This is a genomic window from Klebsiella sp. CN_Kp104, from assembly GCF_040064515.1.
In the GTDB taxonomy this organism is placed as follows: Bacteria; Pseudomonadota; Gammaproteobacteria; order Enterobacterales; family Enterobacteriaceae; genus Klebsiella; species Klebsiella aerogenes.
The window spans coordinates 18,529-44,155 of the sequence record NZ_JBEAII010000038.1; the positions used below are offsets into that span (position 1 = coordinate 18,529).

The following is a 25,627-nucleotide window of genomic DNA, read 5'->3' on the forward strand; positions in this document are numbered from 1 at the left end:
CGGTAATGCTTTGCTTCGTCCTGCTGCTGTCAACATTTGCTCAGGCCGGCACGCTTGATGAGGTGAAATCGTTGTACAACCCGAAAGGTCTGACCGGAGAGTCGGCAGATCAGGCGCCAGTGGTAACCACCACACCATCCCGGACCGAAGCGGCTCCTGTCTGGTACCGCCTCAGTAACGGTCGTCAGGTGAATCTGGCGGAGTGGAAGGTGGTGTTGTTTATGCAGGGGCACTGTCCGTACTGTCATCAATTTGATCCGGTACTCAAAACGCTGTCAACGCAGCATGGGTTTTCGGTCTTTCCTTACACGCTGGATGGTCAGGGCGATCAGGCATTCCCGGAGGCGCTACCCGCTCCACCTGAAGTGATGAAGACCTTTTTCCCTAACATTCCGGTCGCCACGCCAACCACGTTTCTTGTCAACGTGAACACGCTCGATGCTTTCCCGATATTGCAGGGCGCAACGGATGCTCAGGGCTTTATGGCCCGGCTCGATACCTTATTTCAGATGATGGAGACACCGAAAAATGGACAAGGTTAAGTCGGTAACATTGCTCAGCGGCCTGTTGCTTGGGTTGTCCTTCCCGGCAGCCGCAGACGTCAACGGCGACATGAACAACTTTTTCAATAAGCTCGGGTTTGCCTCAAATACGTCTCAGCCGCAGGTCTGGCAGGGGCAGGCCGCGGGCTACGCTTCGGGCGGTTCTCTGTATGCCAGAACACAGGTTAAAACCATCCAGCTGGTCAGTATGACTCTGCCGGATATTAATGCCGGTTGCGGCGGTATCGATGCGTATCTCGGTTCATTCAGCTTTATCAACAGTGAACAGCTGCAGCGCTTCGCCAAACAAATAATGAGTAACTCCGCAGGATACTTTTTCGATCTGGCACTGCAAACCACGGTTCCCGAAATTAAAACGGCAAAAGACTTCCTGCAGAAGATGGCCAGCGACATCAACAGCACCAACCTCAGTTCCTGTCAGGCTGCGCAGGGTATCGTCGGTGGTCTGTTTCCCCGAACTCAGGTTGCGCAGCAGAAGGTCTGCCAGGACATTGCCGGTGAAAGTAACATCTTCGCTGACTGGGCTGCATCCCGACAGGGATGCACAGTGGGCGGAAAGATGGACAGCGTTCAGGATAAAGCGAGCGATAAAGACAAGGAACGCGTGATGAAAAACATCAACATCATGTGGAACGGTCTGTCAAAAAACCGGCTCTTTGACGGTAATAAGGAGCTTAAAGAGTTCATCATGACCTTAACCGGGACACTGATATTCGGTGAGAACGGCGAAATCACACCGCTGCCGGCGCGTACTACCGACCAGGATTTGATCAAGGCCATGATGGAAGGGGGCAGCGCTAAAATCTATCACTGCAATGATTCGGATAAATGCCTCAAGGTCGTGGCAGATGCCACCGTCACCATCGCCCCGGATAAGGCGCTGAAGAACCAGATTTCGAAACTGCTCAACAGTATCCAGAACAAGGCCGTTGCTGATGAAAAACTGACTGAGCAGGAGAAAGGGTTTATTTCAAGCACTACTATCCCGGTATTCAAATACCTGGTAGATCCCCAGATGCTTGGGGTGTCTAACTCGCTGCTTTATCAACTGACCGACTATATCGGTTACGACATTCTGCTGCAGTACATTCAGGAACTTATTCAGCAGGCCCGCGCCATGATGGCGACCGGGAATTACCCGCAGGCGACAATGGACATGATCCTGCAGAACCTTGACCAGGCCACGCAGCAAATCGCCACGTTCCAGGCGCGCGTACAGGTCCAACAAGATGCATTACTGGTTGTCGATCGCCAGATGAGTTACATGCGTCAGCAGGTATCAGCAAGGATGATGACTCGCTACCAGAACAATTACCACTTTGGCGGAGGTATGTGATGCAGGAAGTGTATGTTATCGCCGGGGGCGACTGGTACCGGCATGTACTGAACGCCGTTGCGGCGTTTATGCAGACCGAAAACTGGAAAATTATCGAGAGAATGTGTATCGGTTTTTCCGTTTTGATCGTGGCAGGGAGCTGGATTAAAAAACACAGCGTGATGGATATGCTGGGGTGGGTATTCTCGCTGACACTGGTATCGATGCTCGTTTTAATAAAAACCCCTGTACAGGTCATCGATTACTCTGAACCCTCATCGGTCTATCAGGTGGATAATCTGCCGATTGGCCTTGCGATTCCGGCATCCCTTACGACGCGCATCGGGAACGCGTTTGTACAGAGCTATGAAATGGTGATGACATTGCCGGACAGTTCGGTCTACAGCAAAACGGGCATGCTCTTTGGCAGCAACCTGGTGGCGAAAAGTACCGATTTTATGTCGCAGAATCCGGAGATTGTCACGCTGTTCTCCGATTACGTTCAGAACTGCGTGATTGGCGATATGCTGCTGAATCACAAATATTCGTTTGAAGACCTGATGCATTCAACAGATCCCTATACGCTGATTTTTTCTAACCCCAGCCCGTTAAGAGGCATATTTGACAAAAACAACCAGTTTAAAACCTGTCTTGAAGCGTCAGTCGATCTGAAGTCAGCGCTGGCGCTGGATACCCAGACGGGTGGAAAAACCTGGAACTATTATGTCCGCCAGATTTTTGGTGGCCGTCCGAACCCTGATGTGCTGATGTCCAGTTTACTGGGCGACAGTTACCAGACGTTCTATCACAACAGCCAGTCTGCCAGCCAGATTATCCGTCAGAATGTCACCATTAATGCCCTGAGAAGTGGGATACAGAGTTATGCAGCCCGCAGTGCAGATTCGGCGAGCCTGATCAATATTGCCACCACATCATCACTGGAAAAACAGCGTCTGGCACAGGCTTCAATGGGGCAGCAGGCACTGAGAACGTTGCCGATGATGCAGACCGTTATTCTCGGGATGATGATTGGCATGTTCCCGATTATTGTGATGGCGGCCATGTTCAACATGCTGACCATGCAGGTGCTGAAGGGGTATGTTGTAGCCCTGATGTGGCTGCAGTGTTGGCCAATTTTATACGCAATCCTGAACAGTGCCATGGCGTTCTATGCTGCCAAAAATGCCACGCCGGTGGTGTTATCTGAAATGTCACAGGTACAGTTGCGTGACTCTGATATTGCCACGACCGCAGGTTACATTTCGCTGATGATTCCTGGCCTGGCCTGGATGATGATAAAAAGCGTGGGGGCAGGTTTCTCAAACATCTACAGCCATTTTGCATCCTCTGGCCTCAGTGCCACCTCACAGGCGGCTTCCGGTGTTGTGGACGGGAATTACTCTTACGCCAATATGCAGACAGATAATGTCAGCGGGAACAGCTGGAATACTAACAGCACCACTGCATTTGGCCAGATGACCCGGCAGCTCTCTAACGGTGGTATGGGAACCCAGACACGGGATGGTTCAATGGTCTGGGATACCAGTGGCGCCATGTCGAAACTGCCGGTAGATATCAACGTCGGCCGTCAGATTGCCAGCGCACAGCAGCAGATGGCCAGAGAATCAGAAGTACAGGCTGAAAGCGCCCTGCACGGTTATAACCAGAGCGTGACGAGCGCCTGGAATACCCTGAAGCAGTTCGGTACCAATATGGGGACCAGCTCCTCGATGACGACGGGGGCAGACAGTACTGAATCCTCTCAGGATACGATGGCCAGAAGCAAAATGATGAATGCTGTTGATTCTTACGCGAAAGCCAATCATATAAGCCGTGATGAGGCATTCAGTCAGTTAATGGATAAATTAGTAAAAGGTGCGGTTTCTGGCGAAATTTATGGAAGCGCAAGAGCAGGCGCTGGGTTTGAATTATTCGGTACAGGTGGTCATGTGGAAGGAGGTGGAAAAGTATCGGTTAGCGGTACTGCCAGTTCTGGCTCTCAGGATAATACTAGTGAATCTGGTCGCCATTCTAATACGAATAATCACGATAGCAGCAGCCAAGCGGTTAAAGACTTCAGAGAGGCGTCGGATTACTTAACCAGTCATAAGACAACTACTTCCGGAAATGTTACTGATAATAATGCATCTTCCCGTGTTGACCAGTTTGCAGCGTCGTTGTCCAGCGCGAAAAACAGCTATGACCAGTATACGACAAGCAAAACCCGCAGCCATGAATACAGTGATATGGCATCACGCACTGAAAGCATGAGTGGACAGATGAGCGAAAATCTGACGCAGCAATTTGCGAACTTTGTCCAGAAACAGGCGCCACAGAATGCGGAAGCCATTCTGACTGATACCAGTTCTCCAGAAATTGCCGCACAACGAGAGGCCCTGGCCAGAGATTTTGTAAAATCTCAGGTAGAGCCAAAAATTGATGGGGCATATCAGGAGGCCAGAGGTTCTCTCGGGAATGATATGGGCGGTGTTTCTGCTGGAGGCGGTCGTGACGGTGTTGTTTCCGATTACGGTCAGCATGCAAGCAGTATTGACAATATGACTGCACAAGCTGGCATAAAACATGATGTAGGCAATGGCGTCGAAGCGCTAGTATCTGAAAATCGTCAAATTAATCAGGATGCTCGGCAAAAAATAACTACGCAGGAGCAAGAGGTACAGAAACAACATACAGATCTGCAAAACAACCATAATTTAGAGGGAAATAAAATTGATAATGAATACAATAGGAGAACGTATGAACAGAAAGCTCTTCCTGGTGCAGATACAAGAGATGAGCTCTTAAGGAAAGCTCAGGACTACGAGAAGAATCATAAAAAATAGATTTAGGGAGGGGAAATGAAGAAAATGGTATTGCTGTTTATAGTACAGGCCATCTCGTGTCTTATCGGAAGGTGGGATATCCCTTCAACCCTCTTTGTTACGTTAACATTGGCTATATGGTTTTTGATTTTTTACTATGTTTTTTTGAAAATTGGGAAAGGTAAGTCCAAAAGTGAAGCTAATAATAGATTTTATCTGTATTTAGTGGTCGTTTGTGTGAGTGCTTTTGCCAGTCCTGTTATTTGCTTGCTTTTAAGTATGATGTATCCATTGTTTGCAATGAATAAATACTGTCGTTTTGTATCCTTTCACAAGAAAGGAGGGTTCAAGAGAATCGGCTATGGCATGGGGATGGATAGAAACAACCAAGTATCTCCAACTCCTTATTCAGGTTGTCTTGAACATAAGGCTAATTTATTTGAATCGCACGAGACTCTCGATGCATCGTCTTTGACGAGTACTGATGTTAATGTGTATAAAGGCTTTGAGACACCAGTAGATACTTCACAATCAACGTTTACCGATGTTAATCCAGTCAGTGGGCTTCCTATGATAGGGAATATTGATGTTGCCGGTAATCCATATGGTATTGACCGGCATGATTGATCTAAATTCTCAATAGAGGTAGCGATTATTCATGTAGGTAATATTGTGTGATTTATTTCAACGTGTAGTAATTGTGCACCCAGGATATAAATGTGGGTGCCATCCATCTTCTTTTTATTGTACAAGGAACATGTATGAAACTTGATAAAGTTATGGCTGTTGCAGTCATGAGTTCAGTTTTGGTGCTTTCTGGATGTGGTGCAATGGGTACCGCAATTAAAAAACGAAACCTCGATGTCAAAACTCAAATGAGTGAGACTATCTGGTTAGAACCCTCTAATAATCGCACGGTATATCTGCAAATAAAAAATACTTCAGATAAAGATATGAGCGGACTGCAGGCTAAGATTGCCAGCGCAGTGACAGCAAAAGGTTACCAGGTGGTGACTAATCCGGATACTGCTGGGTACTGGATACAGGCTAATGTACTGAAAGCAGATAAGATGGATTTGCGAGAGTCCCAGGGGTGGTTAAGTAAGGGATATGAAGGGGCTGCGACAGCTGCTGCTCTGGGCGCTGGTATAACGGCTTATAACTCAAATTCAGCAGGGGCTACATTAGGAGTAGGGCTGGCGGCTGGACTGGTTGGAATGGCGGCAGACGCGATGGTGGAAGATGTTAACTATACGATGGTTACCGATGTCCAGATCGCAGAAAGAACCTCGACAAAGGTTCAGACAGATAACGTTGCCGTATTGCGCCAGGGGACGTCCGGAGCGAAGGTACAGACTAGTTCAGAAACAGGTAATCAGCATAAATACCAGACCCGTATTGTCTCGAATGCCAATAAAGTTAATCTAAAATTCCCGGAAGCTCAGCCAGTTCTTGAAGACCAACTTGCGAAATCTATTTCTAATATTCTGTAATGTGTTCAATCCAATTTTCCAGGTGATTTCTCTGTTGGATTAAAGTTGCGTCTCTATCCGGTAATGCCGGTGCTTCAGTAAATTCAGATAACGGTGAGCAGGCACGCAAATATTTTGTGTGCCTGTGAGGCGTTGCCGGCTGCGGCCGGAATTCTTTTCAGTGGTTAATTGACGGATTATTGCCATGAGTTTTAACGCCAAAGATATGACACAGGGCGGTCAAATAGCGAGCATGCGTTTTCGTATGTTTGGTCAGATTGCCAATATTATTCTATATGTACTGTTCCTCTTTTTTTGGGTGCTTTGCGGGCTGATATTAATGTATCGCCTGAGTTGGCAAACCTTTGTTAATGGTGCCGTATACTGGTGGTGTACAACGCTTGGACCGATGAGAGATATTATCCGGTCTCAGCCCGTATATACCATTAATTATTATGGACAACAGTTGCAGTATACGTCGGAGCAAATACTCAAGGATAAATATACTATCTGGTGTGGGGAGCAGTTGTGGACCGGGTTTGTCTTTGCCGGAACAGTTTCCCTGATTATTTGTATTGTTGCTTTCTTTGTCGCCAGCTGGGTATTAGGTCATCAGGGGAAACAACAAAGTGAAGATGAAGTGACGGGGGGCCGTCAGCTATCAGAAAAACCAAAAGAAGTAGCCAGAAAGATGAAGCGGGATGGTATGGCCTCTGATATTAAAATCGGTGACCTGCCTATTTTACTAAACTCCGAAATTCAGAATTTCTGTCTTCATGGTACCGTTGGTTCCGGTAAATCAGAAGTCATCCGACGACTGTTAAATTATGTCCGTGCCCGTGGGGATATGGCCATCATCTACGACCGCTCCTGTGAGTTCGTCAAAAGTTATTACGACCCGTCTATCGATAAAATTCTCAACCCGCTGGATTCGCGCTGTGCAGCCTGGGATTTGTGGAAAGAGTGCCTGACGCTGCCGGATTTCGACAACGTCTCTAATACCCTGATTCCGATGGGAACCAAAGAGGACCCGTTCTGGCAGGGTTCCGGTCGCACCATCTTTGCCGAAGGTGCCTACCTGATGCGTGAGGACAAGGACCGCAGCTATGAGAAGCTGGTTGATACGATGCTCTCCATCAAGATCGACAAGCTGCGCGCCTATCTGCAGAATACGCCAGCGGCAAACCTGGTGGAAGAGAAGATTGAGAAAACCGCCATCAGTATCCGTGCGGTGCTGACCAACTACGTTAAAGCCATTCGCTACCTGCAGGGCATTGAGAAGAACGGCGAGCCGTTCACCATCCGGGACTGGATGCGCAGTGTCCGTGAGGACCAGCCCAACGGCTGGCTGTTTATCTCCTCCAACGCTGACACCCATGCTTCCCTGAAACCGGTTATCTCGATGTGGCTGTCGATTGCCATTCGCGGTCTGCTGGCGATGGGGGAAAACCGTAACCGTCGTGTCTGGATTTTTGCAGATGAATTACCGACATTGCATAAGTTACCGGACCTGGTGGAGATCCTCCCGGAAGCCCGAAAATTCGGTGGCTGCTATGTGTTCGGGATTCAGTCCTACGCCCAGCTGGAAGATATCTATGGCGTGAAACCCGCAGCAACCCTGTTCGACGTGATGAACACCCGCGCATTCTTCCGCTCGCCCAGTAAAGGTATTGCTGAATTTGCTGCCGGCGAGATAGGTGAGAAAGTGATCAAGAAGGCAAGTGAGAACTACTCCTACGGTGCTGACCCGGTACGTGATGGGGTATCAACCGGTAAGGAGCAGAAACGGGAAACGATTGTCAGCTATTCCGATATCCAGACCCTGCCGGATTTATCCTGTTACGTCACGCTGCCCGGGCCATATCCGGCAGTTAAACTGGCACTGAAATATAAACCCCGCCCCAAAATTGCCGAAGGCTTTATTCCACGCCAGCTCAATCAGGCTATTGATGACAAGCTGGCTGCGGTGCTTGCTGCGCGTGAAGCTGAAGGGCAGAGCGCCCGGATTTTGTTTATGCCAGATCCGGTTGAAACTGTGCCGGTTGAGAAGACCGACGAAAAGCCTGCGTCACCGGTAGCGGCCGTACCCACACCTCAGGAGGAAAAGGCAAAAGTTCCGCCGGTTGCTGCCAGTAACATGTTCCACAAACCTGCAAGTGCAGCGGCAGCCGCCGCCAGCGCATCGGCGTCCCCGGCTGGCGGCGTTGAACAGGAACTGCATGAAAAACCTGAAGAGCAGCTTCCATTACCCCCGGGCGTGAATGAAGACGGGGAAATTGAGGATATGAACGCCTGGGATGAGTGGCAGTCCAGCTCTGATGTTTTGAGGGATATGCATCGTCGTGAAGAGATCAACATCAACCATAGTCATCATGTTGATCGTGATGATATCGATCTGGGGAGTAACTTCTGATGATGTCAATTGGTTCAGTGAAATCCGCGGGTAAAGCCGGAGATTATTACACCAAAGAAGATAATTATTACGTCATCGGAAGCATGGATGAACGCTGGCAGGGTAAAGGTGCTGAGGCGCTGGGCCTTGAAGGAAAAACCGTGGATAAGGCCCTGTTTACCGAACTGCTGAAAGGGAAGCTGCCGGATGGCAGCGACCTGAGCCGGATCCAGGATGGTATGAATAAACACCGCCCTGGTTATGACCTGACCTTTTCCGCGCCAAAAAGTGTATCCGTCATGGCTATGTTGGGTGGTGACAAACGCCTTATCGAGGCGCATAACCAGGCGGTCACTGAAGCTATTCGTCAGGTTGAAACCCTCGCAGCCACCAGGGTGATGGTGGACGCAAAATCTGAAACTGTGCTGACCGGCAACCTGATTGTGGCGAAATTTAACCACGATACCAACCGCAACCAGGAGCCTCAGATTCATACTCATGCGGTGGTGATAAATGCTACACAGAATGGCGATAAATGGCAGTCACTGGGTACCGATACTGTAGGAAAAACCGGTTTTATCGAAAACGTGTACGCTAACCAGATTGCGTTCGGAAAGATTTACCGTGAAAGGCTGAAACCTCTGGTTGAGGGGCTGGGGTATGAAACAGAGGTGGTCGGCAAGCACGGTATGTGGGAGATGAAAGACGTTCCCGTTGAGCCTTTCTCGACGCGTACCCAGGAAATCAATGCCGCTGCCGGTCCCGATGCATCACTGAAATCTCGGGATGTGGCCACTCTCGATACCCGCAAAGCGAAGGAAACTCTCGACCCGGCACAGAAGGTGACGGAGTGGCTTTCCACTCTGAAAGAGACCGGGTTTAACCTTAAGGAATATCGTGAGGCTGCCGATCAGCGGGCGAAAACACAACGAGAAGTTCCTTCTCCGGAAGCGCCAGCTGGACCAAATGTTGACGATGTAGTTACGCAGGCTATTTCCGGGTTAAGCGATCGTAAAGTTCAGTTTACCTATACGGAGTTGCTGGCCAGAACGGTCAGCCAGATGGAGGCCCGCCCGGGAGTCATCGAGACGGCAAGAGCCGGTATTGAAGCCGCCATTGGGAGGGAACAACTTATCCCGCTTGACCGGGAAAAAGGGATTTTCACCTCCGGGATACATGTTCTCGATGAGTTATCCGTCAGAGCCCTGAGTCAGGAAGTATTACGCCAGAACCACGTCAGTATGGTCCCGGAAAAGGCGACCGCGCGTCAGACGTCGTTCAGTGATGCGGTTACCGTTCTGGCTCAGGGTCGCCCTGCAATCGGGATTGTATCGGGTCAAGGTGGGGCTGCAGGGCAACGCGAACGAGTGACTGAAATGGCCATGATGGCACGTGAGCAGGGACGGGATGTCCATATCATCGCGGCAGATAACCGTTCCCTGGAGTTTCTGCTGAAAGAAGAAAAACTGGCAGGCGAAATCATCACTGGTAAAAGCGCTCTGCAGGACGGAACTGCCTTTGTTCCAGGAGGGACGTTGATAATCGACCAGGCTGAAAAACTCAGCCTGAAAGAAACCATCAATCTGCTCGATGGCGCCATGCGTAATAATGTTCAGATCCTGATGTCAGACAGTGGAAAACGAAGCGGTACCGGCAGCGCGCTGACCGTCATGAAAGAGAGTGGTGTGACGGCGTATAAATGGCAGGGTGGTAAGCAGACTACAGCATCGGTTATCAGCGAGCCGGACAGGAATCAACGCTTTACCAGAATGGCCAGTGACTTTGTTGCCAGCGTCCGGGATGGTCAGGAAAGCGTGGTTCAGATACGCGGTCCCCGGGAGCAGGGGATCCTGACAGGGCTAATCCGTGAAAATCTCAGAAATGAAGGCCTGATAGGCAGTCATGAGGAAACCATTACGGCGCTGACGCCGGTCTGGCTGGACAGTAAAAACCGGGGTATCCGCGATAATTATCGTGAGGGAATGGTGATGGAGCGCTGGGATCCGGAAAAACGCGTCCATGACCGGTTTATTATCGATCGCGTGACCGCTGTCAGTAATACCCTGACCCTGAAAGATGAAAAAGGAGAATCACTGAATCTCAAAGTCTCCGCCGTTGATAATACCTGGACGCTGTTTCGTCCTCAGCAGTTGCCTGTGGCGGAAGGAGAACGGCTGGCCATTCTGGGGAAAATTCCGGAAACCCGGCTGAAGGGGGGCGATACGGTTCAGGTGCTGAAAGCGGAGAATGGTGTCCTGACCGTACAGCACCCCGGTCAGAAGACCACCCAGAAGCTGGCCGCCGGCAATACGCCCTTTACAGGGATCAAGGTCGGTCACGGCTGGGTGGAAAACCCGGGCAGGTCAGTCAGTGAAACCGCAACGGTGTTCGCCTCATTGTCACAGCGTGAACTGGACAATGCCACCCTCAATGCCCTGGCGCAGAGCGGCAGCCAGGTTCGACTGTACTCTGCGCAGAATGAGCAAAAAACGGTTGAGAAACTCGGGCGCCATACAGCGTTCAGTGTGGTAACCGAACAGCTGAAAACCCGTGCGGGCGAGCAGGATATCAGCGCAGCAATTGCTCACCAGAAAAGCCAACTGCATACACCGGCTGAACAGGCAATCCATCTGGCGGTTCCGTCGCTGGAAAGCGATAAGCTCACGTTTACCCGACCTCAGTTACTTGTCGCCGCTCATGAATTTTCTGACGGTACCGTTCCGTTCTCCGATATCGAGAAAACTATAGGAGAACAGATTAAATCAGGCGATCTGCTGCACGTTCCTGTCGCTGCCGGTCATGGCAACGATCTGCTGATTTCCCGGCAGACCTGGGATGCAGAGAAAAGTTTGCTCACGATGGTGCTTGAGGGTAAGAACGCCGTTACGCCGTTAATGGCCAAAGTACCAGGTACGCTGATGGAAGGGCTGACATCGGGACAACGAAATGCCACCCGTATGATCCTGGAAACCCGGGACAGGTTCACGCTGGTTCAGGGTTATGCCGGCGTGGGTAAAACCACGCAGTTCCGGGCGGTGATGTCGGCGGTGAATTTGTTGCCGGAAGACTCCCGTCCGAAGGTAATTGGCCTCGGTCCAACACACCGTGCGGTGGGAGAAATGCAGAGCGCCGGTGTGGAGGCACAGACCACAGCCTCTTTCCTGCATGATACACAGCTTCTGATGCGAAGCGGCCAGACTCCGGATTTCAGCAACACACTTTTCCTGGTGGATGAGAGTTCGATGCTGGGGCTATCCGATACGGCAAAGGCCATGAGTCTGATCGCGGCCGGTGGTGGTCGTGCGGTTTCCAGCGGTGATACTGATCAGCTGCAGTCTATTGCCCCCGGTCAGCCTTTCCGGCTTATGCAGAAGCGCAGTGCGGCCGATGTGGCCATCATGCAGGAAATCGTGCGACAGGTGCCTGAACTCCGCCCGGCGGTGTACAGCCTTATTGACCGGGATATACACAGTGCACTTTCCACCATTGAAAGAGTCGAACCCGCCCAGGTTCCCCGAAAGGAGAACGCATGGGTACCTGAAAGCTCAGTCATGGAATTCACGCCAGAACAGGAGAAAGCGATTCAGAAAGCCATCGGGGAAGGCGAAGTTCTTCCTGATATCTCGCCCGTCAGTCTTTATGACGCCATCGTAAGGGACTATTCCGGACGCACGGAAAGTGCTCAGGCACAAACGTTGATTATTACCCACCTGAATGATGACCGCCGGGTGCTGAACCGTATGATCCATGATGAAAAAATGCGGAACGGTGAGCTCGGGGAGGACAGTGTCACGCTGCCAGTTCTAGTGACCAGTAATATCCGGGATGGCGAACTACGTAAGGTTTCGACCTGGGAAGCACATAAAGGTGCCATCGCATTAGTGGATAACCAGTATCACCAGATAGTGGGCGTCAGTAAAGCAGACCAGCTGATTACGCTTCGTAGTGACGAAGGTACCGAACGCCTGATTTCACCGCGAGAGGCTTCTGCAGAAGGTGTCACGTTATACCGCCAGGAGAGTATTACCGTTTCTCCCGGCGACAGAATGCGCTTCAGTAAAAGTGATACCGAACGTGGCTACGTGGCGAATAGTGTGTGGCGGGTAGAAAGCATATCAGGTGACAGTGTCACGCTGAATGACGGAAAAAGTACCCGAACGGTAACGCCCGCTGCGGATAAAGCTGAAGCGCATGTTGATCTGGCTTATGCCATCACCACACACGGTGCGCAGGGGGCAAGCGAGCCCTTTTCAATTGAACTGGAAGGTGTGACTGGCGCCAGGGAACGGATGGTCAGCTTCGAATCAGCGTATGTAGCGCTCTCCCGTATGAAACAGCATACGCAGGTATATACCGATGACCGGAAAGGATGGACGGATGCGGTAAGCCGTTCTCAGGAGAAAGCCAGCGCGCATGATGTTCTGGAGCCTCTTAACGATCGCGCTGTTAAAAGCGCAGAGCAGCTGTTTGGTCGCGCCATTCCCCTGACGGAGAGTCCGGCCGGACGTGCAGCACTGCAACAATCAGGTATTGCCCGCGGGCAGTCCACAGGGAAATTTATCTCCCCGGGGAAAAAGTATCCGTTACCGCATGTCGCGTTACCTGCATTTGACCGTAATGGAAAATCCGCCGGGATATGGCTGAGCCCACTGACGGATAAGGATGGGCGACTGCAGGCTATCGGTGGTGAAGGGCGGGTTATGGGGAATGAAGAAGCCCGTTTTGTCGCCCTGCAGGGGAGCCGGAATGGGGAAAGCCTGCTCGCCGGGAATATGGGAGAGGGCGTCAGAATTGCCCGGGATAATCCGGACAGTGGCGTGGTGGTTCGCCTTGCCGGCGACGACCGTCCATGGAACCCTGGCGCCATCACCGGCGGCAGGGTCTGGGGCGATATAGACGCCGAGGTTACGGGGGGAAGCAGTGCAAATATTCCGCTACCACCTGACCTGATTGCTCAAAAAACGGCAGAAGAACTGCAACGCCAGCAGATTGAAAAGCAGGCACAGGAAACGGCTCGTGAACTGACCGGTGAAAAGCGTAAACAGGACGAAGTGGGTGAGCAGATCAAGGACATTATCACGGATGTGGTTCGCGGTCTGGATCGACAGAAGGGGCAGCATGAACGATTCCAGCTTCCGGATGAACCGGAAAACCGTCTCAGAAATGAGGCTGTTCAGAAAGTGGTAGCCGATAATCAGCAGCAGGACAGATTGCAGCAAATTGAACGGGATATGGTCCGGGATCTGACCCGGGAAAAAACACTCGGAGGCGACTGACGCGCCTGCGGCTTATCTGCTCCGGCATGCTCCCCGATTAAAATCGGGAAACCTGCCGGAGCTCTAAAAAGGAATATGATATGAGAGCACAGGGTACCTTTCTCAGCATGACGGACAGCTGGCTGCAACGCCTTTTGACCTGGACTCCCGGACAGACGGATATGATTAAAACCGTCGCTCTGGTACTGATGGTGATTGACCATACCGGTCTTCTACTGGCAGGAAACAATGAAGTCATGAGACTGCTGGGCCGCGGTTGCTTTCCGCTGTTCGGGCTTGTCTGGGGAATGAACCTGGCCCGGCACGCTGTCATTCGCCAGTCACAACTGAACCAACTCTGGTGCTGGGCGCTGATAGCTCAGGGGGCATTTATTCTGGTGGGGTATCCCTGGTATATGGGGAATATCCTCTTTACGTTCGCCGTTACCGGACAGGCGATGCGCTGGTTTAGCCTGAGAAGCCGCAACGATATGCTGCTGGCGCTCGCGATAGTGGTGGCCTGGTTGCCGCTCTCCACTGACAGCTATGGTCTGGCCGGAGTATTCATGCTGATCAACAGTTACCGGCTTTGTCGTGCCACAGAGCCGGTGGAAAGAACAGGCTATGCTTTACTCTGGGCGGTCATGGTTTTGCTTATGAATATCCATGATGCCGGGCAGGCCGTGGCGGGGTTGGCAATTGCACTTCTGGTCGTGGGAGTCTGCTCGGATATCGGGAAGCAGGTTAAGCGATTCTGGCCAGCGCATTTTTTTGTCCTGTTTTACACTATTCACCTTGCGGTGCTCGGTATTCTGGTCGGGTGACGGACAGAAAGTAGTCGGGCGACAGGCAGAAGGATGATCAGGCAGGCAACCTGGCGTATCTTACCCGCACAGTATTAACTGCAGGAAAACCTTAACCTATGACGGAAGATAAACGTCCCACTCTCAGCCTGAAACGAAAGCCGGGGGAGAAAACACCGGAATCCGGTGCTGATACAGCCCGTGTTGTCCGCCGTAAACAGGTGGTGAATGTGACCACCCCGCCAGCATGGAAAGTGAAGAAAGAGAAACTGGCCAGAAAAACGGAACCGGTGGCACCTGCTGCCCCCGTGTCGAAGACACCGGACAAACCGGAAAGGATTGTCCGTCCAGTTCGTTATCTTTGCCTGCCGGAGCTGCAGGATGCGATTGATACCCTGAAGGTGTGGTGGCCTGGGCTGTTCAAGGGGGAAGCGCCTCACCTGCTGGCCATCGGCATCCGGGAGGCCTTTTTTGAGGATATTGCCGAACGGGGAATACCGTTGTCCCATAAACAGGTCATTAAATGCCTGAAAAGTATTACACGGTCTGAACTTTACCTGTCATCGATGATCGCTGGTGCTGAACGAGTTGACTTACACGGTAACCCGGTGAGTGTCGTGACCCCGGATGAAGAAAAGTATGCTCAGCTGCGTCTGGAAAAACAGCGACAGCAACAGGCCAGAATTCAGAATGAAATCATTTAAATTGTATTAATTCTTTTTATTTAATCTATATTCCCTTTTTAACTCTGCCCGCGTAATTGAATACGCTGGCAGAGTGATAATATCTGCACGTTACACTTTGTCATTGAAAAGGATATTTATGAAGCTTAAAACTGTTTTAGCAGCTCCGCTTATTACCGCCATGTTATTTAATTCCTTACCTTCATTTGCGAGCGACACGAGTTCTGCATTTACTCCCGAGCAGGAAAAGCGGATTGGCGAAATAGCCGCAGATTATATGCGTGCACATCCGGATATTCTTATCCAGATGAGTGAGTCGTTACAGCAGGAACAACAGGAAAAACAGACCCGGGAATTAAAATCGGCCGCTATCGCACAACAGGCCCGGATAATGGCGGATAAGCGTATCCCCTCCTGGGGAGCAGAAGGCGGATCTGTCATGGTGGTCGAGTTCTTTGATTATCAGTGTATCTGGTGCAGTCGGCTGGCACCTGAGCTGGAGAAGGTCATGAAGGCCAACACGAACGTGCGCTACTACTTCATGGAGTGGCCGGTGTTTGGCAGCCGCTGGCCAGAATCTTTACTGGCAGCGAAAACCGGATTGCAGGTCTGGAAAGAAAAAGGCGAGAAGGCTTACCTCAAATATCACAATGGCATTTATAGCTCCGGACTTAATGAAGGAAAACTAACCCAGGATGCTATCGGGAAATATTCAGGAAATATGAAGTTCAGTAAAAACACGATCGATGAAATTAATTCCACGCTGACCGATATCAATGATATTGCCACCACCATTGGTTTGATCGGGACACCGGGGATTGTCATCATGCCCTTTAAGGGGGCAACAGAAGATAATACGACGGTTTTCGCTGGAATGACTGAGGCTGAAAATATCCAGCAGGCGATTAATAAAGCGCAGGGGAAATAAAGAATGAAACGTTCAACACTGTCTGGTCTCCTGGCGGTCTGTTTAATGGTTTCAGGTGGTGCAGTCGCTCAGCCAACGGTACAGGCAGGATTTTCACCCGAGGGTTCTGCGCTGCAGCTGGTGCTGAACTCTATCGATACCGCACAGGAAAGTATACGTCTGATGGGGTACAGCTTTACATCGCCGGAGGTCACGCGGGCGTTGATTCAGGCAAAACAGCGTGGGGTAGATGTGAAGGCTGTTCTTGACTGGAAAGCGAACAGTACAAAAGGCAGTGCCGGTGTGGCGGCAATGAATCTTCTGGTGAATGCCGGCATCCCGGTACGTACCGTCAGCCAGTTCAAAATCATGCATGACAAAGTCATCATCACTGACGGCCGTAACGTCGAAACAGGCTCGTTCAACTTCAGTCGGGCGGCGGCGCGTAGTAACTCCGAAAATGTTCTGGTTATCCGGGATTATCCATCGCTGGCCGATACCTATCTACAGCACTGGCAGTCCAGATGGGACACTGGAACCTTCTGGGTTCCCGGATACTGACTGACTTTTCATCGTCGAATAATTTCAAATGATTAAACATGCAAATAAAAAACCCCGCTTACCTCTTTTCTGCCAGGAAAAATAAGCGGGGTTGGATGCTGTTGTTTATGAACACAACATATGGAGATTATCCCTATGGAAAAGGTATTACAAGAGTATTGGTTGATTATTGAGCACATAGTGTCTGGCAAGGGAGGGATGGCTAATGGATAAGGTTCTCCGCTCAACCTATGTACAGGTTCATAACCCTTTCCCGGTGTTTACCGTACCATGTAAGAAGGGAACACAGACACCCAAACGAACACTACCATTTAATAAAAAATTGATGTCTAAAGTTTCGGGGTTTACGGAAACCTATATCTTTTCCGTGCTGGTAGCCGCAACCAGAGCCAACGGAGTCAGAAAAAGAAAACCACCAGTACTGAGACGCCGTGCCATCGACGCATTACTTCAGGGACTCTGTTTCCATTATGATCCACTGGCAAACAGGGTCAATGTGACTATGACGACGCTTGCCTCTGAATGTGGGTTGCTCACTGAATCTCGCAAAGGGACATTGTCGATATGCCGTGCTACACGTGCTTTGCGTTATCTTGCGGAAGAACTTGATTTGATAACTTACCGGACGGAGTATGATCCTGAGATAGGTTGTTATCTGCCGACGGATATTACTTTTACTCCACGTTTGTTTGAAGTACTGGAGGTTTCGCCAGAGACACTTGAGTCTGTTCGCAAAAGTCGCGCTGAGTACCTGAACCTGCAGCGTATAACGCAGGGAAAGCCTCGCATAACTCCTGGTGAACTTATTACTATTGCCTGGCAAGCATTTCGCAAACGATTCAAAGAATACAGGCTAATGCGTAAGGCATATGGTGAGAAAAGGCATAAAAGCCGTAAAGAAGCTCAACTGACTTTCCGCGAGATTTCTGAACGTGTCAGAAAGGAGCTTACACGGGAGATAGCAAAGGGTTTGTTTGTATCAGACCTCGCCAGGTTGCGCAGTGAAATAAAACGCAGAGTTAAGGAGAGGATGCAGCTAGCACGTTGTCATTGAGTTCGATCACGGGACAATTAGCGCGATAGGCATTACTGTCTGCCGAAGCTTATTACCTGAGCATCTCTTCTACTTCAATCCTCTCCACTTCCACTTGTTTTGCCGTCGTGAATAGTTGTGTTATAATTCCACTAAAATGTGTGTTATGTTGATTTATGAGAGATAAAACACAACATGTTGGATTTATCACTAACCAAGCCAGATGAAATAGTCTTACTTCTGTGCGACCGGTTACGCAAAGAAAGAATCAACCAACAGATGACTCAGTCCGAGTTGGCAAAGCGGGCGGGTATTGGGGTGAATACACTCTCCAACCTGGAATCAGGGAAAAATACCGGTTTTGAAAATATTATTCGTGTAGCAATGGTCCTTGGCCGGACGGATGAGCTGGAATCACTGTTCAAACCAAAGCTTGAAAGTCTGGACGATCTCCGCCGATATGAGTCCACGTTAACCCGTAAGCGCATCAGAAATAAGAGCTTAAAAAATGATTAGTGTTGATGTTTTATATGATGGTTGGGGAGAGCACTGGCGTTGGGGAACGTTAGCCACAACGACGGCACTAACGGGACGGCCGGTAATCGTCTTCGAATATAGTCCGGAAGCACAAAAAAAAAGGCTGGAACTGGCAAGCTATACGCTACCGCTGGCTGGCCCGAAACTCCGGAGTGATTTCCCTGTGCACCAGTTAGGGCTCCCTGGACCGGTTTATGACTCCCTGCCAGATGGATGGGGAATGCTGCTCATGGACAGGTTGTTTCGTAAACGCGGACTTAACACGGCAAGAATCGGCCCCCTTGAGCGACTCACCTATATCGGCAGTAATGCTATGGGGGCGATGTCTTATAAGCCGGTATCACCGGATGTTACATCAGTTCAGGAAGATATCCCGGTCAGCCAGTTAGCTGCAGAGGTTCAGGAAGTACTTAAAGGTGAGGGAGGGGAGTTCCTCAATCGTCTTTTGCTTATGGGGGGCTCACCACAGGGTGCCCGCCCAAAAGCTCTGTTGTATCGTAACTCTGTGACTGGTGAGTTTACGACAATGCCTTCGCAGAAACTTGAACCATGGCTGATTAAGTTCCCCGCCAGGCAGGAACACCCCGAAGTTTGCGCTGTGGAAATGGTCTACTCCCAGTGCCTGCGAGAATGCGGGATTGAAACACCAGAAACCGAATATTTTGAATTACCTGACGGACAAGCGGCTTTTGCAAGCCGGCGATTTGACAGAGAAAGAGAAATGAAAGTACCGATGCAAAGCCTCGCAGCTTTCACGGGAGCAGATTACCAGGTTCCTGGCTCCATGGATTATGCAAACTTCATCAGGGCAACCCAGCTCTGCACGAATGATATCAGAGAAAAAAAACGGGCATTTGAGCGCGTGGTATTTAATGTCATCTTTAATAACCGGGATGATCATCCCAAAAACTTTGCCTATCTGATGTCTCAGGAAGGGAAATGGTCGCTTGCACCAGCTTTTGACATCACTTTCTGTGATGGCCCTGGTGGATATCACCAGATGGATGTCATGGGGGAAGCGCTCACCATAGAACGTAAGCATCTGCTTGCCCTTGGTACCCGGGAGGCGGAGCTTGAAAAGAATCAGATAGACGAATTAATTGAGTTGATTTCGACTGTGGCTACCACATTTTCCGCGAAATGCCGTGATTTACTTCCCGGAAAAGTGACTGATGATACAATTAGTTATATTCAAAGCCGCATCAATGAGAATCTTGCCGGTATTCAATCCTGAAGACTGGCATAAAGCCCAACAAATTATCATGGTCTCAAAACGGAGGCCGTCTTAATCCTGACAAAAAGCTGAATTTTTATCCCCACTTAACTGCAAGAGACCTGACAAGTTAGCTGCTAACCGCAGCCAATCCAGGCTGCAAGTATTCTTTTAAACTACCTGTAACTGTATTCTTTTAAAAAGATTACCTGTTCATACGCAGTTCCGAGGATAAGTATAGTTACAACATTCGTATATATGAATTACATTCACCACCTGAACCCTCTCAGCAGTTACTGAAACATACAGCCCCTCCCAAACCACCATTACGTCCCGTGCACAGCGGCAACAACTGAGCCTAGCCCACCACTGAAAAGCGCCGCCGCCCCCGGCCAAAGGCCGGGGAACACCATCGCTTTTAATGATGGGTGTTGTAACTACTCTTCTTCATCGCTGTGGGTGGAGCTGCGGTCAGTTGTCTGGTACACGCTCGTAAGCGGCCCTACGGCCCGCTAACGCGGAGATACGCCCCGACTGCGGCTGTCGCCTTGCCGGGACCACTCCGACCGCGTACAGCAGCTACTAAAGCGTTATTTGTGGGTATAGCTTATCAGGGCGGGGGGGGATTGGCAGAACCTATCAAACCGTTGCCGGCTACGCCGGGCTTCGGCGCCACTCACTTTCCGTTCACCATTGAACATCGGCTGGCGCCTTTCTGACATCAATGCGGAGCAGAAGCTCAAACTTGCTGCACTGCTTGCCACCATCGAAAGGCTAGGGTTTTAGAATGACTGACAATCTCAAACTGTTTCAACGCCTGACAAACAGCAGAATGATGGGGAGGGGAAGATATTTCTAAGCTTACATACGAACGGGGGGTAAAAAGGCCAAGGAATGAAAAGCAAAAGAGAGGCGATAGCCTATCACCTCGGGCAATGCAATCGAATGTCTTGAGTGTGTAAAATAACTCCAGGTATTCGACAGGCATTTAAAGCAAATCCACGGCATGACCCCTGCAGAGTACCGAGACAGATTTAACCACCCCTCTGAAACACCACTGGCCGGGGTGGCATATAGCCAGCAATGTCTGCGAGAAGACATCTGGCGGCGTCAACCGCTTTGGCCCCAGAACAACCAGGCCAATAATGAATATCAATAGCAGTTCACTAAAGCCAATATCGAACACGAACTATACCTGCTCACTGTGATGATGTTTTGCGTCAACATTCGTCGTGGCAGGCTGCGTTTCGTTTTGAGGAGTGCTTTGGGTATGCCATTACGCGGGATCTCAGTAAATTCAATATCCGCATCTAACCGCATAAAGAACAAGGAACATTTCAGGGATTAACAAGAAATGGTCAATCCTCGCTTATTTCCCGAAAAAACAGGGGTGTATTGCATCCCCCTTGTATTGCCCTTGATTGTTCATTGACAGAGTTCTGGATAATTATCCTGGCGGGCACACCTGGAGGTCTGCAGAAAACCTAACAGGCAACAGGAGTAAAAATGGTGTTTCCGGTATCAATAGAACTTCGTGTGTCAGCCATTACGGTGATGGCCTCTTTACTACTTTCAGGCTGCACAATGGCACCGGCATATCAGAGACCGGAAGCCCCCGTGCCATTAGCCTGGTCACATAAAGACACTTCTGTTGAAGGTATGTATACAACGGCAGCAAACGGGCCTTTTTTCACAGACAGCAAGCTGCAGCAACTGATAAAACTGACCATCGACAATAACAAGGACCTCGAACTTTCTGCACTGAACCTGAAAAAATCAGGTGTTCAGTATGGGGTAGAAAGACTATCCTGGTTGCCAGCAGTCAGCCTGACCGCAGAAAAAACCGCAGCTCATGAGCCTGCAGGGAGCTTTGATACCGTTGATACCGGTTCGGTAACGTATCATCAATACAACGTTAAACTGGTCTCAGCTTCCTGGGAAGTGGACTTCTGGGGGCGTTTGCGAAGCCTCAGGGAAGCATCCCTCAATGAATATCTTGCTGCGGGAGCTTCATCAAGAGCCCTGAAGATCAGCCTCATTGAGCAGGTGGTCAGTGCCTATCTGATCTATTTCACCGACCAGGAAAACATTAGTATTGCCCGTCAGAAACTGGACAATCTCCAGCAGCTCCGGCACATGCAACAGCAAGCCTATAATGCCGGAGACATGACTAAAAATGCGCTTATGGACGCTGATAGTGCGGTAAACGACGCACAGTCAGAATTGAACCAGACAGAGTTGCAGGTACAACAGGATTTAAACTCGCTTCAGTTGCTTGTCGGCACCCCGCTACCTGACTCTCTGCTGAATGTGTCACCTGAGCATGACTGGGCTTTTCCGTTAATTAAAGCAGGAACGCCATCAGAGGTTCTGCTCAAACGTCCCGATATTATTGCTGCTGAGTACCAGTTGAAAGCTGCCAATGCCAGTATAGGCGCGGCAAGAGCGGCATTTTTCCCGTCTATTTCTATCACCGCTGAAGGCGGATCATCCACGGCTGATATGGGTAAATTGCTTGCGGGTGGCGCTGCTAACTGGAGCTTTATTCCTACACTCAATCTTCCCATTTTCGATGGGGGTAAGAACCAGGCCAACCTCAGTCTGGCCGAGCTGAATAAGAAAATTGAGATCGTCAATTATCAGAAAGCAATACAACAGGCGTTCAGGGATGCATCTGATGCTCTTGCCGGACAGGCATTCCTGAAAAAGCAAACCATCCAGACATCCGGTATCTTTGATACTGTCAAAGAACAATACCGAATGGCTGAAGCAACGCGGAACGCCGGACAGATAAGCAACGCAACTCTACTGGAAAAAAACAATGAGCTGCTTGCTGTTCGTAAGCAAAAAGCTAATGCCCGTCTCAAATACCTTATTCAGGGGGTGAAAGTATTTACCATCCTGGGTGGGGATGATTCGATTTAACAATTAATATTTATATCAGGTTATTACCATGAGTCTGAAACATTTAATATCAGGATGGAAGCCCTGTAGTTATGACGTTTACGCTGAAACATACCAGAGATTTGGTGGCAGCGTTAATATGCATCCTGATATTGTTGAGTTCTTTATGAGGAAAGGTCAGCGAGGATTTTCATTCTGGCAATATTGTAAAAATGGTGATGTTGTCGCTGCCTATTTCATTGTTGATAATAAAGAAGTGGGTTTGAATGTATGGCGGGAGTTTCCAGTATCCTTCGATGAAGTCATGCTACCGGTATCTGCAGATCAAAAAATCTGGCTCCCTGATAAGACAAACCGTTTGTCATCACGCCACCGTGATACCATCCTTAATTCTGCATTTTTCTACAGAACGAAGCGCAGTATATGCCGGGTTAAAACTTCATTTTCAGGTAAAACCATCAAGAAGCGAAACGGTGAATTAAGGAAGTTTATGGGCATGGGGGGGGAATGTTACCGCCTGTCAGACATGTCACCCAAAGATATAGCCAGTCTGTATGTCCGTCTGTTCAAGTTGCGGTTTGGTGATTCTGTCCGCTGCTATGAGGAAGAGAAGATTGAAGAACTGATATCCGCTGTACCGCATCTGATTTTCGGTAACGTATTGTTTTATGCCGATACGCCTTGCGCTATTGATCTGGTACTCAGTGCGAACAGTGACAACATGGTGTATTTTGACGTGCCAAATGGCGGTGTTGACCCTAAATATTCAGCATTCAGCCCGGGCAGCATGCTGATGTGGGCCAATATTTCAGATGCGCGCGACTTGTGCACTACGCAGGATAAAGAAATGGTATTTTCAATAGGGCTTTATGAGAAAGACTGGGAATATAAATTACGGTGGGCCGATACAGCGAAGACAGGGAAAGTTATCTGCTTTTAAGTATTAATAACTCATCTACCAGTTCACTTTCTTTTGACTCGGTTCGAGTTTGCCTCCCATAAAACAATAATAATTAACTGAATAAAAAAGCCGAAAATTGCGCCTGCTATTATGCAGGCGTTTTGTCCATCAATTTTATGAACTACAGAACTGACGCACTCAAGAAATGACTGCATGGTATACTCCCGTTTACCATGCATTTAATCAGTGGATTATCAAGATTCTATTGGTCTGGCGTCAAGGGATCATCAATAGTCAAAAATTTAAGATTTTCGCAACGATACCCTGAAGGCAAGTCCACCCTTTTTATTTTTCTCTACCTCCAGTTGCCCTCCATGTGCTTCACATATCGCCCGGGCAATAGAAAGTCCCAAGCCAGAGCCCCCGGAATGCCTGGAGCGTGAAACCTCTTCACGAACAAATGGTGTGAATATATCTTCAAGCAATTCATTCGGAACGGCAGGCCCTTTGTCCCTGAAAATAACCGAAACGGTATCTGGAGTGGCGTCGTAACTGATATCAAGCACGCCACCATCAGCTGCATAGCGTAATGCATTATCCATCAGTATCAGGAAAACCTGTCCTAAACGATAGGGGTCTGCTACTCCGCTCAGCATCATATTCTGGTTGTGTCTGATGGATACGCCCGCTTTCTCTGCAGAAGGTGTAATCCATGCAATTTTTTCCCTGACAATCTCATTAAGACCGGCGGATATCATGCTCAGATTTAACTGACCGGCATCAGCAAGCTTCAGCAAATGCAGGTCTTCAACCAGCCGATTCAGTTCGTTAAGTTGCTGCATGACCATTTTCAGCTGGGTTTCGCTGGGCTCAAATACACCATCAATCATGCCCTGGAGTCTTCCTGTGGCTGCGGTCAACGGAGAACGAAGTTCATGGGCCATGGCAACATGTGATTTTTTTAGATCCTTTTCATAACGCTCAAGCTGCATCGACATCCCATTAAAATTTTCGCTGAGACTACGTAATTCCAGAGGAAGATTATCCGGGATTTTTACTTTTACGCCGAAGCTACCCTGAGCAACAGATTTAGCTGCATTAGCAAGGGCACTTATCTGCTTTGATAGAGGGCGTGCTGCTCTCAGCGTCAGTGTGAAAATGATGGGCATTACGATTAGGACGAGTACAGCCAGAATTAGCCAGTCAGTAATCCTTATTTCTGGCTTCCAGTAGTCCACGCCATACCATCGATCAATGATCGCGTGATAGCGGTTAATATTTAGCCAGGGGTTTTTAATTAACTCAGCGAGCTCGGCCCTGACCTCAACAGGTATCCTGTACTCGTGCCACTTGTTATCAATGTAAAAGCGCAGCCACATGCAGAAAGAAATCAGGATTATGCTGCCTACTGCCAGCGAAATAACCTTACGGCATATCCAGTTCCACAGAGAGCTGTTTTCACTTTTCTGAAATCGCAATTTTCTGTTCATGAGTTAGCAAACCTGTAACCAATGCCCCTGACATTAATCAGAAGATCAGGTTGACCCACAGCTTCCAGCTTTTTACGCAAATTATAGATATGCGTATCAACCACCCTCTCAAGAGCATCGCTTTCCGGAAGGCAGGCTTCCAGTAGCACCTGACGCGTAAAGGCTTTAGATGGCGACTTCAAGAATGTCATCAGAAGTGACAGTTCTGTTGGGGTCAGCTCTAGTGCCTGAGGGGGTATGCCTTCTTTTTCCACGACGACTATCATGGAGTCCATATCGGCTTTTATATTTCTGAACTGGAGGATATCCCCGCTACGTTGCCCGGCATAACGACGCAGGACAGCATGAACGCGTGCAACGACTTCTGCGGGATTGTAAGGTTTAACCACATAGTCATCTGCACCGTAACGAAGCGCACTGATTTTATCTGCCCCGTCGCTGATGGCGGTGATCATTATCACCGGGATATCACTACGCCGTCGTACCGCTAGCAGGACATCAGTACCACTCATGGATGGCAACATAACATCAAGAAGAATGATATTGGGCTTCCAGCTGAAGACCAGATCCAGACCGTGTTGCCCGTCACTGGCTAACGAGGTATTGAACTGATCTCTTTTAAGATATGCCTCAAGTACATTCGCAGCATCCAGATCGTCTTCAATGATTAAGACACGTTTCACATAAGCACCTTGATTAAACCTTGATAAACCCTTGCAGCGTTCTTGATTATTTGTCGGTATACTTCCGAACCTGTTAAGACAGCATAATTCATT

18 protein-coding genes and 1 pseudogene are annotated in these 25,627 nt (G+C 49.4%); 16 read left to right on the top strand and 3 right to left on the bottom strand.

Annotation, left to right across the window (positions count from 1 at the left end):
* The first annotated feature begins 5 nt into the window (after window positions 1-5).
* The 14 genes from trbB (at window position 6) to ABLU80_RS19760 (ending at window position 19,577) form a co-directional block, all read left to right on the top strand.
* Window positions 6-542 (top strand): type-F conjugative transfer system pilin assembly thiol-disulfide isomerase TrbB, encoded by a 537-nt coding sequence (trbB, locus tag ABLU80_RS19695; protein WP_348850401.1) that lies wholly within the window; start codon window positions 6-8, stop codon window positions 540-542.
* Window positions 529-1,899 (top strand): conjugal transfer pilus assembly protein TraH, encoded by a 1,371-nt coding sequence (gene traH / locus ABLU80_RS19700; RefSeq protein ID WP_046883978.1) that lies wholly within the window; start codon window positions 529-531, stop codon window positions 1,897-1,899. The genes trbB and traH overlap by 14 nt, the downstream gene beginning before the upstream one ends.
* Complete coding sequence (gene traG / locus ABLU80_RS19705) at window positions 1,899-4,721, top strand: conjugal transfer mating-pair stabilization protein TraG (RefSeq protein ID WP_348850363.1); 2,823 nt, start codon at window positions 1,899-1,901, stop codon at window positions 4,719-4,721. Before traH ends, traG begins: the two co-directional genes overlap by 1 nt.
* 15 nt (window positions 4,722-4,736) lie before the next feature.
* A complete protein-coding gene (locus ABLU80_RS19710; RefSeq protein WP_348850364.1) occupies window positions 4,737-5,327 on the top strand; it encodes a hypothetical protein in 591 nt (196 codons plus the stop codon).
* Window positions 5,328-5,461: 134 nt separating this feature from the next.
* Window positions 5,462-6,193 (top strand): conjugal transfer complement resistance protein TraT, encoded by a 732-nt coding sequence (gene traT, locus ABLU80_RS19715; RefSeq protein ID WP_125992696.1) that lies wholly within the window; start codon window positions 5,462-5,464, stop codon window positions 6,191-6,193.
* A gap of 184 nt (window positions 6,194-6,377) precedes the next feature.
* Complete coding sequence (gene traD / locus ABLU80_RS19720) at window positions 6,378-8,585, top strand: type IV conjugative transfer system coupling protein TraD (protein ID WP_348850365.1); 2,208 nt, start codon at window positions 6,378-6,380, stop codon at window positions 8,583-8,585.
* A complete protein-coding gene (traI, locus tag ABLU80_RS19725; protein WP_348850366.1) occupies window positions 8,585-13,840 on the top strand; it encodes a conjugative transfer relaxase/helicase TraI in 5,256 nt (1,751 codons plus the stop codon). Before traD ends, traI begins: the two co-directional genes overlap by 1 nt.
* 80 nt (window positions 13,841-13,920) lie before the next feature.
* A complete protein-coding gene (traX, locus tag ABLU80_RS19730; protein WP_058675670.1) occupies window positions 13,921-14,643 on the top strand; it encodes a type-F conjugative transfer system pilin acetylase TraX in 723 nt (240 codons plus the stop codon).
* Between the two features lie 98 nt (window positions 14,644-14,741).
* Entirely contained in the window at window positions 14,742-15,326 is a 585-nt protein-coding gene (locus tag ABLU80_RS19735; protein WP_063421387.1) for a fertility inhibition protein FinO, read from the top strand.
* A 118-nt stretch (window positions 15,327-15,444) separates the two neighbouring features.
* Window positions 15,445-16,233, top strand: coding sequence for a DsbA family protein (locus ABLU80_RS19740; RefSeq protein ID WP_058675668.1), 789 nt, complete (start codon window positions 15,445-15,447; stop codon window positions 16,231-16,233).
* A 3-nt stretch (window positions 16,234-16,236) separates the two neighbouring features.
* Window positions 16,237-16,773, top strand: coding sequence for a phospholipase D family protein (locus tag ABLU80_RS19745; protein WP_348850368.1), 537 nt, complete (start codon window positions 16,237-16,239; stop codon window positions 16,771-16,773).
* A 205-nt stretch (window positions 16,774-16,978) separates the two neighbouring features.
* On the top strand, window positions 16,979-17,827 hold the full coding sequence (gene repA / locus ABLU80_RS19750) for a plasmid replication initiator RepA (protein ID WP_348850369.1): 849 nt from the start codon (window positions 16,979-16,981) through the stop codon (window positions 17,825-17,827).
* Between the two features lie 177 nt (window positions 17,828-18,004).
* Window positions 18,005-18,322 carry a helix-turn-helix transcriptional regulator gene (locus tag ABLU80_RS19755; RefSeq protein WP_348850402.1) on the top strand — a complete coding sequence of 106 codons (318 nt, stop codon included), beginning with the start codon at window positions 18,005-18,007 and terminating at the stop codon, window positions 18,320-18,322.
* Entirely contained in the window at window positions 18,315-19,577 is a 1,263-nt protein-coding gene (locus ABLU80_RS19760) for a type II toxin-antitoxin system HipA family toxin (RefSeq protein ID WP_348850370.1), read from the top strand. Before ABLU80_RS19755 ends, ABLU80_RS19760 begins: the two co-directional genes overlap by 8 nt.
* A 1,090-nt stretch (window positions 19,578-20,667) precedes the next feature.
* On the opposite strand, the pseudogene ABLU80_RS19765 reads toward ABLU80_RS19760, so the two are convergent.
* Window positions 20,668-20,742: pseudogene (locus ABLU80_RS19765) on the bottom strand (twin-arginine translocase TatA/TatE family subunit); the annotation flags it as partial.
* Window positions 20,743-21,062: 320 nt separating this feature from the next.
* On the opposite strand from ABLU80_RS19765, the gene ABLU80_RS19770 reads away from it, so the two are divergent.
* Both ABLU80_RS19770 and ABLU80_RS19775 read left to right on the top strand, forming a co-directional pair.
* On the top strand, window positions 21,063-22,481 hold the full coding sequence (locus tag ABLU80_RS19770) for an efflux transporter outer membrane subunit (RefSeq protein ID WP_004186909.1): 1,419 nt from the start codon (window positions 21,063-21,065) through the stop codon (window positions 22,479-22,481).
* Between the two features lie 28 nt (window positions 22,482-22,509).
* Entirely contained in the window at window positions 22,510-23,400 is an 891-nt protein-coding gene (locus ABLU80_RS19775; protein ID WP_032431325.1) for a GNAT family N-acetyltransferase, read from the top strand.
* A gap of 263 nt (window positions 23,401-23,663) precedes the next feature.
* Here the strand turns inward: ABLU80_RS19775 and ABLU80_RS19780 are convergent, their stop codons facing one another.
* Window positions 23,664-24,851: an ATP-binding protein gene (locus ABLU80_RS19780; RefSeq protein WP_023320118.1), complete on the bottom strand. Its 1,188-nt coding sequence runs from the start codon at window positions 24,849-24,851 to the stop codon at window positions 23,664-23,666.
* A complete protein-coding gene (locus ABLU80_RS19785; RefSeq protein ID WP_348850371.1) occupies window positions 24,848-25,534 on the bottom strand; it encodes a response regulator in 687 nt (228 codons plus the stop codon). Before ABLU80_RS19785 ends, ABLU80_RS19780 begins: the two co-directional genes overlap by 4 nt.
* Window positions 25,535-25,627 lie beyond the last annotated feature (93 nt).

Bases quoted from the DNA above. Each gene is read 5' to 3' on its own strand.
- trbB (WP_348850401.1), top strand. From the start codon at position 6: ATGCTTTGCTTCGTCCTGCTGCTGTCAACATTTGCTCAGGCCGGCACG.
- traH (WP_046883978.1), top strand. From the start codon at position 529: ATGGACAAGGTTAAGTCGGTAACATTGCTCAGCGGCCTGTTGCTTGGG.
- traG (WP_348850363.1), top strand. From the start codon at position 1,899: ATGCAGGAAGTGTATGTTATCGCCGGGGGCGACTGGTACCGGCATGTA.
- ABLU80_RS19710 (WP_348850364.1), top strand. From the start codon at position 4,737: ATGAAGAAAATGGTATTGCTGTTTATAGTACAGGCCATCTCGTGTCTT.
- traT (WP_125992696.1), top strand. From the start codon at position 5,462: ATGAAACTTGATAAAGTTATGGCTGTTGCAGTCATGAGTTCAGTTTTG.
- traD (WP_348850365.1), top strand. From the start codon at position 6,378: ATGAGTTTTAACGCCAAAGATATGACACAGGGCGGTCAAATAGCGAGC.
- traI (WP_348850366.1), top strand. From the start codon at position 8,585: ATGATGTCAATTGGTTCAGTGAAATCCGCGGGTAAAGCCGGAGATTAT.
- traX (WP_058675670.1), top strand. From the start codon at position 13,921: ATGAGAGCACAGGGTACCTTTCTCAGCATGACGGACAGCTGGCTGCAA.
- ABLU80_RS19735 (WP_063421387.1), top strand. From the start codon at position 14,742: ATGACGGAAGATAAACGTCCCACTCTCAGCCTGAAACGAAAGCCGGGG.
- ABLU80_RS19740 (WP_058675668.1), top strand. From the start codon at position 15,445: ATGAAGCTTAAAACTGTTTTAGCAGCTCCGCTTATTACCGCCATGTTA.
- ABLU80_RS19745 (WP_348850368.1), top strand. From the start codon at position 16,237: ATGAAACGTTCAACACTGTCTGGTCTCCTGGCGGTCTGTTTAATGGTT.
- repA (WP_348850369.1), top strand. From the start codon at position 16,979: ATGGATAAGGTTCTCCGCTCAACCTATGTACAGGTTCATAACCCTTTC.
- ABLU80_RS19760 (WP_348850370.1), top strand. From the start codon at position 18,315: ATGATTAGTGTTGATGTTTTATATGATGGTTGGGGAGAGCACTGGCGT.
- ABLU80_RS19770 (WP_004186909.1), top strand. From the start codon at position 21,063: ATGGTGTTTCCGGTATCAATAGAACTTCGTGTGTCAGCCATTACGGTG.
- ABLU80_RS19775 (WP_032431325.1), top strand. From the start codon at position 22,510: ATGAGTCTGAAACATTTAATATCAGGATGGAAGCCCTGTAGTTATGAC.
- ABLU80_RS19780 (WP_023320118.1), bottom strand. From the start codon at position 24,851: ATGAACAGAAAATTGCGATTTCAGAAAAGTGAAAACAGCTCTCTGTGG.